Raw genomic sequence first — 13374 nt, 5'->3', positions numbered from 1 at the left:
GAGCTACTCACCCTGCGGAATCGACAGCACGACTGCACTCCGCGCAGAACCCGAATACGTCGACGATGTGGCTGGGCTGGGTGAACCCGTTTTTTATCGCAACTTGGTGAGCCCACGCCTCTACGGCATCCGCTTCTAGCTCTACCGTAAGACCGCAATTACGACAGATGAGGTGGTGATGGTGCTGGCCGGGAGTGCAGGCACGATAGAGAGCCTCACCCTGATCGGACTGCAGAGAATCGGCGTCTCCCTCGACCGCGAGTTCGGAGAGAGCACGGTAAACCGTGGCGAGTCCGATCGGGGAGCCCGTCCCGCGAAGACTTGAATGAAGGCTCTGGGCACTGACAAATCCGGCATTGCTGCCTAGGGCTTCACGTACCGCTTCGCGTTGCCAAGTGTTGCGCTTCATGCCGAAATTCTAACGTGTGCACCTGACACCCGCGTCGATTCTCTGCGCCACCCGATGATTCGGCAGACAACGTAAATGAGAAATGAGATTGTCGTCACGAAAGGGCTGATTGGAAGCGCACCGGCGATCGACAACATGATGCCGCCAACCATCGACACCGTTGCGAACAGAACGCTGAGTAGGGGGGTGAGCCACGGAGATGCGGTCACTTTCATTGCCGCCGCCGCTGGGGTAACTAGCAAGGCAAGCACCAGGAGAGCACCGATGATCTGGATAGCCACGGCCGCTGCGAGACCGAGCAGGATCATGAAAGCAATCGAGATTCCGGTGACGGGAAGCCCTCGCGCTCGCGCGACATCCGCATCGACGCTCGCAAAGCTCAGGGGGCGCCAAAGGAAAGCGAGACCGAGAACGACGATGACAGAGATAGCGACCAGTAGACCGAGTTGCTCGTTGTCAACCGACACGATCTGACCGGTCAGAAGTCCAAACTTGTTGGCGCTGCGGCCTGGATACAGGGCGAGGAACAGGATGCCCAGCCCAAGCCCAAATGGCATGAGCACCGCGACGATCGAGTTGCGATCCTTGGCCCGCACACCGAGCACGCCGATGACCAGGGCAGCGATGAGCGAGCCGATCAGGGAGCCAAGCACCACATTGATGCCGAAGAGGAGAGCGGCGGATGCCCCGGCGAACGATAGCTCGCTGATGCCGTGCACCGCGAACTGCATGTCGCGCTGCATGATGAAAACGCCAATCAAACCGCCGACGACTCCCAGCAGAGCGCCGGCGTAGATCGAGTTCTGCACAAGAACCAGCAGTTCCCCGTAGTTCTCGAAACTGAATAGGGTGCCCCAGAAGTCGTCCATCAGTGCTCCCCACTCTCGACATGGTGCACGTCGTGCCCATGCGCGCCGTGTCCGTCGGGTGCGCCAATCACAATGATGCGGCCTCGACTGCGGATGACCTCGACCGGGGTGTCATACAAAGAGGAGAGAACTTCGGATCGCAGCACCTCGTCGGGCGTGCCGACCCGGAACTGCCCGCCAGCGAGGTAGAGCACCCGGTCGACCATGCCCAGAATCGGGTTGACATCGTGCGTGACGAAGACGACGGCGGTATCGAGGTCGCGGCGCTTCTCATCAATGAGTTCGCTCACTGCCCGCTGGTGTTGCAGGTCGAGGGAGAGCAGCGGTTCGTCGCAGAGCAGCAGTTTCGGGTTGCCGGCGATCGCCTGGCCAACCCGGATGCGCTGTTGCTCGCCGCCGGAGAGTGTCGCAACAGGCGCGGACGCATAGTCTGTGGCTCCCACAGATTCAAGCACGGCGTCAACCCGGCGCCGAAGCGTGGGGGTCGAGATCGGCAGACCCCAGCGGTGTCCGTCGATACCGAATGCGACGAGGTCGCGTGCTCTCAGCGGCGTTCCCTGGTCGAGAAGCTTCTGCTGTGGGATGTAGCCAATATCGCGATTGCCGCGTCGAACCGGCCTTCCGAGGATCTCAACCGCGCCAGAAGTGAGCGCTTGCTGTCCGAGAATCGCCTTGAGTAGGCTCGTCTTGCCGGTGCCGTTCGGCCCGAGGACGGCGAGGAACTCGCCGGCTTTCACCTCGAGGTTGAGTCCGCTCCAGAGTGGGCGGTCACCGAATGAAAGGGTCGCACGGCGCAAGCTCAGCACCGACTGTTCGATCATGGGCACGGCATCCTTCGAAGGCTGGTTGGAACAGGTGCAGGGCACGCCACTGTGGGCGTGCCCTGCAGGAAACTGACTGTGGTTATCAGTATCGCTTACGCGAGCGCATCTTCAATCGCGTCAAGGTTGCCGCTCATCCAGCTGATGTAGTCCTCGCCATCCGGCAGGGTCTCGGTCAGTGACACGACCGCGACACCTGCGTCTTGTGCAGCGGTGCGCACCTGCTCGGTGATCGGGCCGCTGGTCTGCTCGTTGTAGGCGAGAAGAATGACGGAGCCGTCGTCGAACAGGCTCAGGGTTTCCTGCAGAACAGCGGGGGAGACATCCGTTCCCTCTTCAACCGCTTCGGAAAAGTCGGACGGGGTCATGTTCTCGAAACCGATCTCTTCGAGGAGGTAGTTCGGTACGGGTTCGGTGACCGCAGCACCCTGGCCCGCTACCAGCGACCGCATACTCTCGGCGCGTTCTTCAAGTTCCGCAATCTCAGCGGCAAAGGCTTCGTAGTTTTCCTCGTACGCCGCGGCGTTTGCTTCGTCGATCTCGCCCAACTCGTGCGCAATCTCAGCGGCGATCTTCTCGACCCCGTGGAAGCTGTACCAGACGTGCTCGTTGAATCCCTCGATGTGGGCGGCGTGCTCTTCCTCAGTTTCATCTGCGTGAGCATCACCCTCCTCCTCGGCGTGCTCTTCCTCAGTTTCATCTGCGTGGTCATCGGGGCCGCCCTCGCCACCCTCAATGAGCCCGGACGCCTCGGACGCATTGACGACGACGACATTCTTGTCGCCCGATGCGTCGAGCATCGAGTCGATGAACGGGTCGTAACCCCCACCGTTCTCAATCACGAGGTCAGCCTTCGACAGGGTGAGCTGGTCTTGCGCGGTCGCCTCATAGCTGTGCGGGTCTTGAGCCGAGCCACTGATGATCGAGGTGACCTCGGCGAACTCACCACCCACACGAGACGCGATATCACCGTACACATCGGTCGACGCGACGATCTGAATCAGAGCATTGTCACCAGCGTCGCCCGTGGGGGTGGATGCCGTGGCGCATCCGGCGAGGACAAGTGACGATGCGGCAATTCCGGTGATGAGGAACGAGGAAGAAGATCGAGAACGCATGAGGAACTTTCTAGGCTGTGGTTGATTGGAGCGGTAATGATGACTGTTATCAATATCAGTATTGCATATTAGTACTGCATCGTGATCCTGAGAGCGAGAAGGGTCACCCTTGACGCGCCTTCATCCGCGGGTTCTTCTTGTTAATGACGAAGGTGCGCCCTCGCCTGCGGACAATCTGCGCGCCGGGGATCTTTTTGAGCGCTTTGAGAGAATTCCGAACTTTCATGGCTTACGGCCTTTCTTGATAATGATTCTCAGTTAGACTACCCCATGCAGGAGATGCCTGCATGGACTCGGACTGATATGCGTTCTTCCTCTCCCACCCTCTTCGTCTCACTCGTCAGCGGAGTCGACACTGCCGCCACATCGCGGGTAGCCGCAATCCTGTCGGGCCATCGACCCGACCACGTGGCAACCGACGAGCTCACCTTTCCCACGGATAACAGCGGCGAATTTGCACTCGACCTCGCCATCACACTCGACGCGCTCGCCGATTCGGGCCAACGCGGACACACCGTCGTTCAGCTCGACCCACGCGCCGACACAATGGAAGTGGGGCTCATAGTCGACACCATTTTCCAGCGGCGAACCGGCGAGCAACCCGCTGTGCGTCTGCGCGACCTGGTGACCGTCGCGGATGTCCGTGACATTCGCCGATGGCTTTTCGCAGACGGTTGTAACGCAAACGGACGAGACGGCGACATCGACACCGAGGACTTCGATTCCGGCGCAACCTTGGCACGGCAGATCGAGTTCGCAACGGTGGTCGTGCTGACGCACGGCGACGCGGTGCCGGACGCCAAACTGCGGGAAGCCATCGCTGTGATCGCGAAGCTCAACCCACACGCGCTCGTTCTTCCCCTCGAGCGAGCTGTCGAGGTGGTCTCGAAACCGCGCAAACGAATCGAGCCCCGACATCTCGGCGGGGCGATGGGGTGGCTGCTCGAATTGTCGGGCAAAGAGGGATGGCCCACCACTCGCGCCTCGATAAGTTCGGTGGTCTTTCGCGACCCGCGACCGTTTCACCCCGGTCGCCTCTCGGAGGTGATCGCCACCTGTCTGGAACCGGAAACGGTCGGCACGATCGTGCGGTCGCGCGGGCTTATCCGCTTGGCGTCGCGTCCCGATCGGGTCGGATCGTGGTCGAGCGCGGGTCGCATCCTGAACATCGAACCAACGGCGATGCTGAGTTGGGATCCGGAGTCACCCACCGGGCAAGAGCTCGTGTTCTTCGGCAAAGATTTGGATGCGGATCAACTGACCGCCGTGCTGGGCGTGTGCCTGCTCTCGGACGAGGAACTGATCGAAGGGCCGATGGAGTGGGCGAAGTATGCGGATCCGTTTCCCGAGTGGGTCGTCAACCACGAGCACTGACCCGTAAACGCCCTCCACAGAGGAATCCCAGCCCGATTCGTAATTGGTGCCGATACCCATTCTCAATTGCATAAACGAATTGCTATATGTTTATTGATGTGGTTGTCTTGTTGGTATGAGCGATAACGAGTTAGACGGTGCGGCACGCCTCTTCAAGGCACTGTCGTCGCAGTCACGGCTCGCGATCATCCGTCTGCTCGCTGGATCGCCGCACACCGTCGGCGACCTGGTGGCGACGACTGGACAATCGCAGCCGCTCGTCTCCCAACACCTGCGGGTGCTTCGAGAAGCGGGACTCGTGGTCGTCACCCGGTCGGGGCGCGAAGGCACCTACGCCATTGCCGACCAGCACGTCACCCACGTCGTCGAGGACGCCATCGCGCACTCCCTCGAAGACACCACCGATCACGGCAGTCACACCCACTGACCGCCGACACGAAAAGGAGACACATCATGGCCGAAGAACAGCACGCCGAGCACACCATCGAAGACCACCGTCACGCCGAGAACTGCGGACACGACACCGTGCAGCACGGCGACCACGTCGACTACGTGCACGACGGACACAAGCACGCCGAGCATGACGGACACTACGACGAGCACTAAGCTCGGCAACCATCCTGTTTAGTATTCACTAAGCACAAGAGGGGTCCTGCTTCGGCAGTGCCCCTCTTGTGCTTCCGGACAACACTCGTCGATTCGTCAGGCAATCATCCCAAACTTGAGCGGACATAGTCAGCGACTTATCAACCAGCACACACCGTAGCGCTGCCCGGCACCGTCAGACTTCGGAACGCGAGGCTCGGCCCTTCTTCATCTCATCGGGCGTGCCCACGAGTGCATCATCCTTATTCCACGTTTTAATGATCGACCAGCCGACCGCCGCAATGGGCACCGACAGAACTGCGCCCACGATTCCACCGAGCACCGTACCCGTGGTCAACGCCACCAAAATCACCAGCGGATGGATGCTGAGCGATTGCGCCATCACCACTGGCTGAAGCAGGTTGCCCTCCAACTGGTTGACGAGCACAACAATGCCCAAAACGATGAGGGCAACAACCCACCCATTGGTGACCAGGGCAACGACGGACGCCAGAATGCCAGCAACAGTAGCCCCGACAAGGGGGATAAACGCCCCAAGGAAAACGATCACAGCCAGCGGGAGGGCCAGCGGCACCTGCAAAAACAGTAGCCCCGCCCCAATTCCGATCGCATCGACCGACGCAATGATCGCGGTTCCCCGCACGTACCCACCCAGAGTGTGCACGGCAGTCTTGCCGATACGATGGCCGCGCTCACGACGCGCTCCATCCATCGGCCGCAAGAAGAACTCCCAAATGGCATCGCCATCTTTCAAGAAGAAGAACAGAATCACCACACCAAGCAGAACACCGGTCACTACCTGGGCTGCCGAAGAAACCCCCTGAACCGCACCGAGACCAAACGAGGCACTGGTAACAAAGTCGGTCGCCGCTTGCCAGGCCTCATCGAGCGCATTTTGATCAATGGGCAGCGGCCCGTCAAGCGCAAAACCCTTCAGCTGCTCAAAACCTTTCACCGCCGAAGCGGCCAACTCAGACCACTGATCGCGCACCGCAAACACGATGGCCGTAATGAGACCGCCAAGCACGAGGATGCCGCCAAGCAGCGTGATCCAGGCTGAGAGCATCCGGCCCACCCCGTGTCGACGCATCCACATCACCAGCGGACTTGCGGCCGCCGCGAGGATGAGGGCGATGAGAACCGGGATGACGACCAGTTTGAGTTGAGTCAGCCCAAACACGGTCACCGACACCAGAGTGAGCAGCAGCAGCACTTGCAGGGCCCGAGTAGACCAGGCCCCCAGGCGGTCAGTCCACATCGTGCGCAGGCTGATGCGCTCAGTCCCAGAGGGCGGACCAGAAACGGGCGAACGCTTCGACTTTCTCATCTGGCCACCCTACCGATAGCGAAGCCAGAAAACGCACGATGCTCACCAATTCCACGTGAGCGAGGGAGAAAGGGACAAAGAAAGTGCTAGTCAAGCAGGAGGGCAGGCTCCTCAAGCACGCTGGCCAAGTCAGCAACGAAACGGCTCGCGACATCCCCATCAACAATGCGGTGATCAAAGCTCGCACTCACCGTAGTGACATAGCGCGCCCGTCAACAACCGACAGCCCGCTCACGACACCCGGTAGCTACTCCTCGTCGTCGATCATTTCGCTTCCACGGCACCTGCGGGAGATGAGCGGCATCGGAGTTGCTTTGCGTTTAGAGTTCGTGCACTGGAGGTCTCGTTGTCGCGATAAGGGCGATGCTGGCCGTGGTGGGACCAGTTGAATCCTCCGCATGGCGATAATCGACTATGTCCCAGTCTCTATCCCAGGTGCGACGATGAATGATGCAGAAATGGCTCCAGCGCTGTTGCCGTCAACAGAGAGTATTTGCGGCATCTAACTAATGTACGAAGAGCTACCGCGGCGTGAAGAGTACCTCGACTAAGTCGTTGCCTGCGTCGTGTCGTCGCCGAAGTCTGCGCCGACATCGTCAACTGCGTGATTGTCTTTTGTTAAAGGAGCGTCAGGGCTATCACCCGACGCGTTCCAGGTTCTAATGATCGCCCAGCCAACCACCGCGATGGGAACCGACAGAACCGCGCCAATAATTCCACCAAACGCCGTGCCTGTGGTCAAAGCCAGCAAGATCACCAACGAATGAATCTTGAGCGATTGCGCCATCACGATGGGTGAAGCAGGTTACCTTCCAGCTGGTCGACGAGCACCACAATGCCGAGAACGATCAGGGCAACAACCCAACCATTGGTCACCACGCCAACTAGAGCGGCCAAAATTCCGGTGACAGTCGCACCGACCAGCGGAATGAATGCTCCAAGGAAGACAATCACGGCTAGCGGGAGGGCAAGCGGCACCTGCAAAATTAGAAGTCCTGCGCCGATCCCGACCGCGTCAACTGCGGCGATGATCGCAGTTCCGCGCACGTACCCGCCTTGGGTTCGAACCGCTGTGCTTGCGATACAGTGGCCGCGCTCACGACGCGCTCCGTGAACGGGACGCAAGAAGAACTCCCAGACGTTGTCGCCATCTTTGAGCAAGAAGAACAGAATTACAACGCCGAGCAACAACCCAGTCACGACCTGCGCGGCCACAGAAACACCTTGAACGGCGCCGAGCCTGAAGGAGGCACTCGTGAAGAAATCGACAACCGCATTCCATTCTTCATCAACGGCATTCTGATCGATCTGAAATGGTCCGTCGAGCGCAAACTTCTTGAGCTGGTCGAAAACTTCCACCGCCGACGACTGGTCGCGCACCGCCAATACAACCGCCATCACTAAACCACCGAAGGTGACGATGCTGCCAAGCAGGGTGATCCACGTCGAGAGCATTCGGCCCAGCCCGCGTCGACGCATCCACATCACCAGCGGACTTGCTGCGGCAACGAGGATCAGCGCAACAAGTACCGGAATCACGACGAGTTTGAGTTGGGTCAACGCAAAGACAGTTGCCGACACGAGCACAAGTAGACGCGGAATTTGCAGCGCGCGAGTCGCCAGGTACCGAGCCGGTCAGTCCACATCTCCCGCAGGCTAGGCCTCTTGGAATCATAAGAAGCAACGGAAACAGGTGGATTAGACGACACACGCGTGCGGAAATACTAGCGGCAAAATTGGGTCGACGCCGCGCATTTTGAACTCGGGGGAGCCCTATCTTGGTGGGCTTCTTCCCGAAGAACAATCACCCAGCAATGTTCAGACGCACGCCGCACAAGAAGATGCCGTCTTGCCATTTCGTTGAAGTCTCCGTCGGACCCTGTCAAAATGGTGTGATGAACGTCAACGCTGACGAAAAGATGGCTTCCTTTGGCCTGTCACTGTCACAGACCGTAGCTTCTGTTGCCACCCGTCTGAACAGCCGTCACCACGGAGTAGTGGTGTGCGCACAAGATGGTCAACTTCTTTTCGTCAACGACCAAGTCGCCGCGATGGTCGAGGCAAAGGGATCCTATCTGCCACCGTCTCACTGGACATCGCACTACGGGCTAGGTTCGCCACAAGGGAATTACCGCGACATCCGCGAAGCTCCCGTACTCGCAGCGCTAGAACAAGGCAGCATCGAATCAGTCGTCATGCGAACAAGAAGCGGGTCAGAGACGCAACTGCTTCGGGTCTGGGCGCAGGCCATAACTGGCGATCATGGAGACGTGCTCGGTTCCATCGCAGTGTTGTACCCGCACAATCAATCATCACGGATCCATGCACCAGCGATGGGGGCTCGAGTTGCTGTTCAGAACAGTCACGACAGCACCCTAACCTCTGCCATCTTGCATGCCGCTGAGGACTACGCAGAAATCGTCCTCGATCGCTTTATGAGCGCATCCCCTGTTCAGCAAGTCCACGCGCTCATCCGTCACCGCTTCTCTGAACCGTGGACACTGAAAACAATCGCCGACACGGTCTCATTCGACCCCGGGTATTTGACCACCCTTTATGGCTCGCAGACGGGCACCACAGTTATGGCCGATCTCACGCGAGTGCGCATGGATCACGCGCACAACTTGATCGAGAACACGACGTTGACCGTTTCTGAGGTAGCTTTCCGTGTCGGATTAGTGGATCTGTCCCACTTTTCGCGAACATTCCGCCACGCGTTCGGCTATTCACCCAGAGTTCTTCGTTCTCACAAGGAGAGGTGACTAATCCCAAAAAAATGCCTGGAGAATAGGTCCGGCCCACGGGGATACTTAGGGATCAAGCAAACTTTCTGAGGAGTTCTGATGGCAACGAGTAAAAAAGTATTGGGCGGCAACGAGTCGATTCGCATTGCGATCGCACAGATCAGTCCCGTGTTCATGGACAAGGAGCGATCTCTGGCACGAGCTGAGAAAGCCATCGCAGATGCGGCCGCAGACAATGCCGACCTCGTTGTTTTCAGTGAGGCCTGGCTCAGCGGATATCCCTACTGGACTGAGGGCTGGGATAGCGGTCTGCAAGACTGGGTAGCGGGTCGGGTTGCTTTTCGAGACAGCGCGGTTGTCATTGGAACTGAGGATACTGAACGTCTCTCAGCCGCCGCCGCACAGCATCGTATTCACTTAGTTATGGGGTGCAATGAACTCGATGCTGACCCGGCGTCGAATACGATCTACAACACGCAATTGTTCTTTGACGGCGACGGCAAACTGCTCGGTAGACACCGTAAGCTCATGCCCACATTCGGGGAACGGCAGTTCTGGGGACAAGGCCAGCTGACCGATCTTCGTGTCTATGACACAGATATCGGTCGCATCGGAGGCCTCATTTGCGGTGAGCACTTGATGCCGTTGGTGCGTGCGGCGATGATCGAACTGGGTGAAGAAATCCATGTAGCGGCATTCCCCGGCAGCTTCGTTCTCCACACCGGGCCCCGCTTGGAAGAGCCCGATTTGACGGGCGACGCCTGGCGAATCTCGAGCACCCGAAATCACGCATTCGAGGCCGGAGCGTTCGTTGCCTCAGCCTCCAGCATCATCGACCCCGCTGACGTGCCTGACGGTTTTCCTTACAAGGGAAAGATGAATATCGACTACGCCACCGGCGGAAGTAGCATCATTAGCCCCCTTGGCGTACCCCTTGTAGAACCCACTATGGGATCCCAAATCTTGGTCAGTGACTGTGAAGCGTGGATGATCAAGGCGGTAAAAGCAATCGTCGACACCGCGGGTCATTACTCTCGCCCTGACCTGCTCGCTTTAGCTGTCAAGGGTCAGAGCGGATGGGACGTGCTCAACCGCGACGGACAAATCCCCTCAGGGTGGGGAACCAGTCTGTTGCGATCCGCTGAAGCACACGACGTTGATCCGTTATTGCTCCCCGAGGCTGCGCAAGCGAGCATCTCCGCGGATAGCTAGCGGGAGAGCGGTATTCGTGCATCTCGCAAGCGAGGTGCTCAGGTGCACGAGTACTCGGAATCAGCGTCCCTGTTAGATTTGATTCATGGATCTTGACGTCAGAGAACGAACCGCGGTCGTCACGGGCGGCAGTTCGGGCATCGGTTTAGCGTGCGTGACACGACTGCTTGCAGAAGGGGCCAACGTTGTTACGTGCGCTCGTGATCGCGAGCGTCTCGATGCAGCTATCGCACCGCTCGATGCCCAGTATCCGGCACAACTCTCTTGGCAAACCGCGGATGTGCGAACAGGCCAAGAGGTCGATGATCTTATTAACGCCGGCGTGAAGAAGTTCGGCGCGATCGACATGATTGTGAACAATGCGGGTCAATCTTTGTCGTCTAATTTTGACTCCACGACTGATGCCGACTGGATGAGTGAGTTTCAGCTCAAGTTCTTTGGTGTCATCAACGTTCTTCGTGCTGCCCGCCCCTGGCTCACGCAGTCCGAGGTAGCGTCGGTGGTCAACATTAACGCGGTGCTGGCACGGCAACCCAATGCCAACCTGATCGCGACAAGTGCTACTCGAGCTGGACTGCTTAATCTCTCAAAGTCACTTTCTGTTGACTTTAGTGATGACAACATCCGTGTCAACTCTGTGTGTGTTGGGGTCATCGACACTGGGCAGATGCGGCGACGATATCGTGCCGCCGAGTCAGAGCTGAGTTTCGACCAATGGTACGAGCAGCTCTCACTCAACCTCGGCACGAATATTCCTCGACTGGGCCGCCCAGAAGAGGTTGCCGCTGCTGTCGCTTTTCTACTGTCTCCGCTGTCGGGGTATACCACTGGAGCAGTGCTCGATGTCGCGGGAGGCATCGGCCGCTATGTGTAGAACGATCAGCGGCTAAAGCCCATCAAAGTGAGTGAAACGCTCACATTTCTCGCGGCCAGCCTGCGCGAGACCGTAGACATAATCGGTGCCACTGCTGTTAGGATGCTAGACCGGCACTAACGAGCGCTCCTGTAGACGCTTTAGTGAGAGTCGCAAACACGTGCAACCGATGATGTTGCACAGTCGCTCCCGTGCTCGTCGCTAGCTCGGACAATAGGCTGATTTACTTGCAGGGAGTATTTACATTCCCCGGATTCCTGGGGATTCACAAAGGTCGTGCGCCAAAAGTGCGCGGTGCGGGTCGGCTGAGATTGCACTTCGAGCGAATGATTTCCCTTGAGAGTTCCCGCCAAGCATATCGAGAGCGTAAGCGACGCTACATTTCTTCTACGTAGAAATCCAGCTCTATGTCTGAACAAACTTGGCCATTGCAATCTGATATATCGTCAGGACATGCTGATACTGCGACAACGAGATCTTCCAATGCCTCGAACTCACTATGGTCACCCTTAGCCGACCATGCTTCATTTAGGTATGGGGTTCCATCGGTTTTGAAACCCGAATTCTGGAAGCAATTTAGCGGGTCGCTGAGAAGCTCCTCCGGTATGTGCGCTGCGCGCTCAGATCGCTTGGTCCACCCTTGTAATGCTTCATGAATGTTTTCACGGCAGCCAAGGCGGGGACCCACTTTATAGATTTCTTCGTAGACGTATCGGGAGCAAGAACAAAAGAATGTGTCGTGACGCCCGACGGTATCGAGAGGCACGACAGCTAGAGGGCGCTGTAGGTCCGAGTAGAGTGTCGATCCCACCTTGATCTCAGAGGTCCAGTTCATGATCCGAGTGATGTTTTGAGAGAATTTCTGGAGGGGATTATCGAGGCGAAAAAACATGGCATCGGCAACTTGCGTGCCTGAAATATCAGTAATCCGGCAACGGCTCCCTTTTCGGACTTCGCCGGCATAGGCGGTCGCCGCCGGTATCCTCACTTTCTCCAGTGTCATGTTTTACGCCCTTTTCTCAACAGTGATCTGAAACCAACGCGTGTTCTCAACCAGTCAGCCGTTATCGCTCCCAACAGTACGACTCCAGTCGCGACTCCCTGCCAGAAACCAGATACACCGATCAGCGTGAGTCCGTTGGAAAGAACCCCCAGCAGCAGCAGCAGCACGCCTAGAATCGTGCCAAAAACACCACCTTCGCCTCCTTTGAACGATGTACCTCCCAGCAAGACAGCCGCAGCCGCGGCCAACGCGATCCCAGAACCCATGGTGGGGCCAGCTGACTGCAGCCGCGCAGACATAATGACTCCAGCCAACAGAGCGCAGCCAGAGCACAACAAGAACGCTGTCGCCCTAACGGCTTTCACGTTTATGCCTGCGAGACGAGAAGCCTCTGGATTACCGCCTACTGCGTAAATCATCCGCCCAAATCCGGTGTGCCGCAGGAGCAACAAGGCGAGAGCAGCGACGAGGACTGCCACTGCCACCGTTATCGGCAGGCCGAGGACCTCTCCCGTTCCCAACCAAACGACGAATTCGTTGTCGTACATAGGAATCGTACGACCGTCCGAAGCCACGAGTGCGAGTCCGCTGAAGAGGGCGTCTGTAGCAATAGTGACTACGAAGAAATTCAGCCCAAGAAGGGCTATAAAGCTAGCATTCGTGACTAAAGATGCAGCCAGACCGATTGCGAGAACCAGCACAACGGCGACGAATGCCGGGATGCCGATCTCCACCATTCTTGCCAAAAGGACAGCTCCAAGCGCGAGGAAGCCTCCTACCGAAAGGTCAAACCCTCCCATCAGAACAACGAATGTCATCCCGACGCTGCACACCATTAACGCGGACTTGGTTTGCAAGATATTGATCAAGTTCCCAGTGCTGAAGAAACCATCCTCGGTGATGCCCAAGAACAGGATCAGTGCGACTAAGCCAATTGTAACTCCCCCGTATCGACCAAGATCCAGTGACGCTCGCCGCTTGCCCAGCCTTCCCAGCAAAAGTAAAGGCGCCTTCAAC

Annotated in this window: 14 protein-coding genes and 2 pseudogenes; 6 read left to right on the top strand and 10 right to left on the bottom strand. The window is 58.0% G+C overall.

The genetic code is table 11. From position 1 onward, the window contains the following. Window positions 1–7: 7 nt before the first annotated feature. From FB472_RS08125 to ykgO, 5 genes are all read right to left on the bottom strand, one after another. A complete protein-coding gene (locus FB472_RS08125; RefSeq protein ID WP_021810745.1) occupies window positions 8–409 on the bottom strand; it encodes a Fur family transcriptional regulator in 402 nt (133 codons plus the stop codon). Then, window positions 406–1278 (bottom strand): metal ABC transporter permease, encoded by an 873-nt coding sequence (locus FB472_RS08120; RefSeq protein ID WP_141990478.1) that lies wholly within the window; start codon window positions 1276–1278, stop codon window positions 406–408. Before FB472_RS08120 ends, FB472_RS08125 begins: the two co-directional genes overlap by 4 nt. Beyond that, entirely contained in the window at window positions 1278–2099 is an 822-nt protein-coding gene (locus tag FB472_RS08115; RefSeq protein WP_021810743.1) for a metal ABC transporter ATP-binding protein, read from the bottom strand. The genes FB472_RS08120 and FB472_RS08115 overlap by 1 nt, the downstream gene beginning before the upstream one ends. A gap of 95 nt (window positions 2100–2194) precedes the next feature. After that, window positions 2195–3217 carry a metal ABC transporter substrate-binding protein gene (locus FB472_RS08110; RefSeq protein ID WP_141990477.1) on the bottom strand — a complete coding sequence of 341 codons (1023 nt, stop codon included), beginning with the start codon at window positions 3215–3217 and terminating at the stop codon, window positions 2195–2197. Between the two features lie 103 nt (window positions 3218–3320). Further along, a complete protein-coding gene (ykgO, locus tag FB472_RS08105; RefSeq protein ID WP_021810741.1) occupies window positions 3321–3443 on the bottom strand; it encodes a type B 50S ribosomal protein L36 in 123 nt (40 codons plus the stop codon). 77 nt (window positions 3444–3520) lie between these two features. Between ykgO and FB472_RS08100 the strand changes: the two genes are divergently transcribed. The 3 genes from FB472_RS08100 (at window position 3521) to FB472_RS08090 (ending at window position 5197) form a co-directional block, all read left to right on the top strand. Beyond that, window positions 3521–4591 carry a GTP-binding protein gene (locus FB472_RS08100; protein ID WP_170192063.1) on the top strand — a complete coding sequence of 357 codons (1071 nt, stop codon included), beginning with the start codon at window positions 3521–3523 and terminating at the stop codon, window positions 4589–4591. A 115-nt stretch (window positions 4592–4706) separates the two neighbouring features. After that, on the top strand, window positions 4707–5018 hold the full coding sequence (locus FB472_RS08095; RefSeq protein WP_021810739.1) for an ArsR/SmtB family transcription factor: 312 nt from the start codon (window positions 4707–4709) through the stop codon (window positions 5016–5018). 26 nt (window positions 5019–5044) lie between these two features. Beyond that, entirely contained in the window at window positions 5045–5197 is a 153-nt protein-coding gene (locus tag FB472_RS08090; protein ID WP_084528290.1) for a zinc transporter permease, read from the top strand. Window positions 5198–5372: 175 nt separating this feature from the next. Here FB472_RS08090 and FB472_RS08085 read toward each other — a convergent pair whose 3' ends face one another. From FB472_RS08085 to FB472_RS08075, 3 genes and pseudogenes are all read right to left on the bottom strand, one after another. After that, on the bottom strand, window positions 5373–6524 hold the full coding sequence (locus FB472_RS08085) for an AI-2E family transporter (protein ID WP_141990475.1): 1152 nt from the start codon (window positions 6522–6524) through the stop codon (window positions 5373–5375). A gap of 86 nt (window positions 6525–6610) precedes the next feature. After that, window positions 6611–6736 (bottom strand): annotated as a pseudogene (locus FB472_RS08080) (2-oxo acid dehydrogenase subunit E2); the annotation flags it as partial. 335 nt (window positions 6737–7071) lie between these two features. Next, window positions 7072–8063 (bottom strand): annotated as a pseudogene (locus FB472_RS08075) (AI-2E family transporter). Between the two features lie 356 nt (window positions 8064–8419). Here FB472_RS08075 and FB472_RS08070 point away from each other — a divergent pair. The 3 genes from FB472_RS08070 to FB472_RS08060 all read left to right on the top strand — a co-directional run bounded on the left by FB472_RS08070 (window position 8420) and on the right by FB472_RS08060 (window position 11354). Next, window positions 8420–9286, top strand: a complete 867-nt coding sequence (locus FB472_RS08070) for a helix-turn-helix transcriptional regulator (RefSeq protein WP_170192062.1) — start codon at window positions 8420–8422, stop codon at window positions 9284–9286. 81 nt (window positions 9287–9367) lie between these two features. Then, entirely contained in the window at window positions 9368–10480 is a 1113-nt protein-coding gene (locus FB472_RS08065) for a carbon-nitrogen hydrolase family protein (protein WP_141990473.1), read from the top strand. Window positions 10481–10565: 85 nt separating this feature from the next. Further along, a complete protein-coding gene (locus FB472_RS08060) occupies window positions 10566–11354 on the top strand; it encodes an SDR family oxidoreductase (protein WP_141990472.1) in 789 nt (262 codons plus the stop codon). A gap of 376 nt (window positions 11355–11730) precedes the next feature. Here FB472_RS08060 and FB472_RS08055 read toward each other — a convergent pair whose 3' ends face one another. Beyond that, complete coding sequence (locus tag FB472_RS08055) at window positions 11731–12357, bottom strand: DUF1989 domain-containing protein (RefSeq protein WP_141990471.1); 627 nt, start codon at window positions 12355–12357, stop codon at window positions 11731–11733. Continuing rightward, window positions 12354–13214 carry an ABC transporter permease gene (locus FB472_RS08050; protein WP_281283329.1) on the bottom strand — a complete coding sequence of 287 codons (861 nt, stop codon included), beginning with the start codon at window positions 13212–13214 and terminating at the stop codon, window positions 12354–12356. Before FB472_RS08050 ends, FB472_RS08055 begins: the two co-directional genes overlap by 4 nt. Window positions 13215–13374 lie beyond the last annotated feature (160 nt).

The sequence above is a fragment of the Rhodoglobus vestalii genome (assembly GCF_006788895.1).
In the GTDB taxonomy this organism is placed as follows: Bacteria; Actinomycetota; Actinomycetes; order Actinomycetales; family Microbacteriaceae; genus Rhodoglobus; species Rhodoglobus vestalii.
The sequence above is the reverse complement of the archived record's forward strand: the minus strand, read 5'-3'. Positions and strand labels throughout refer to the sequence as shown.

Excerpts from the sequence above, each read along its gene's own strand:
- FB472_RS08100 (WP_170192063.1), top strand. The coding sequence starts at position 3,521 with ATGCGTTCTTCCTCTCCCACCCTCTTCGTCTCACTCGTCAGCGGAGTC.
- FB472_RS08110 (WP_141990477.1), bottom strand. The coding sequence starts at position 3,217 with ATGCGTTCTCGATCTTCTTCCTCGTTCCTCATCACCGGAATTGCCGCA.
- FB472_RS08120 (WP_141990478.1), bottom strand. The coding sequence starts at position 1,278 with ATGGACGACTTCTGGGGCACCCTATTCAGTTTCGAGAACTACGGGGAA.
- FB472_RS08070 (WP_170192062.1), top strand. The coding sequence starts at position 8,420 with ATGAACGTCAACGCTGACGAAAAGATGGCTTCCTTTGGCCTGTCACTG.
- FB472_RS08085 (WP_141990475.1), bottom strand. The coding sequence starts at position 6,524 with ATGAGAAAGTCGAAGCGTTCGCCCGTTTCTGGTCCGCCCTCTGGGACT.
- FB472_RS08115 (WP_021810743.1), bottom strand. The coding sequence starts at position 2,099 with ATGATCGAACAGTCGGTGCTGAGCTTGCGCCGTGCGACCCTTTCATTC.
- FB472_RS08065 (WP_141990473.1), top strand. The coding sequence starts at position 9,368 with ATGGCAACGAGTAAAAAAGTATTGGGCGGCAACGAGTCGATTCGCATT.
- ykgO (WP_021810741.1), bottom strand. The coding sequence starts at position 3,443 with ATGAAAGTTCGGAATTCTCTCAAAGCGCTCAAAAAGATCCCCGGCGCG.
- FB472_RS08125 (WP_021810745.1), bottom strand. The coding sequence starts at position 409 with ATGAAGCGCAACACTTGGCAACGCGAAGCGGTACGTGAAGCCCTAGGC.
- FB472_RS08060 (WP_141990472.1), top strand. The coding sequence starts at position 10,566 with ATGGATCTTGACGTCAGAGAACGAACCGCGGTCGTCACGGGCGGCAGT.
- FB472_RS08095 (WP_021810739.1), top strand. The coding sequence starts at position 4,707 with ATGAGCGATAACGAGTTAGACGGTGCGGCACGCCTCTTCAAGGCACTG.
- FB472_RS08090 (WP_084528290.1), top strand. The coding sequence starts at position 5,045 with ATGGCCGAAGAACAGCACGCCGAGCACACCATCGAAGACCACCGTCAC.
- FB472_RS08055 (WP_141990471.1), bottom strand. The coding sequence starts at position 12,357 with ATGACACTGGAGAAAGTGAGGATACCGGCGGCGACCGCCTATGCCGGC.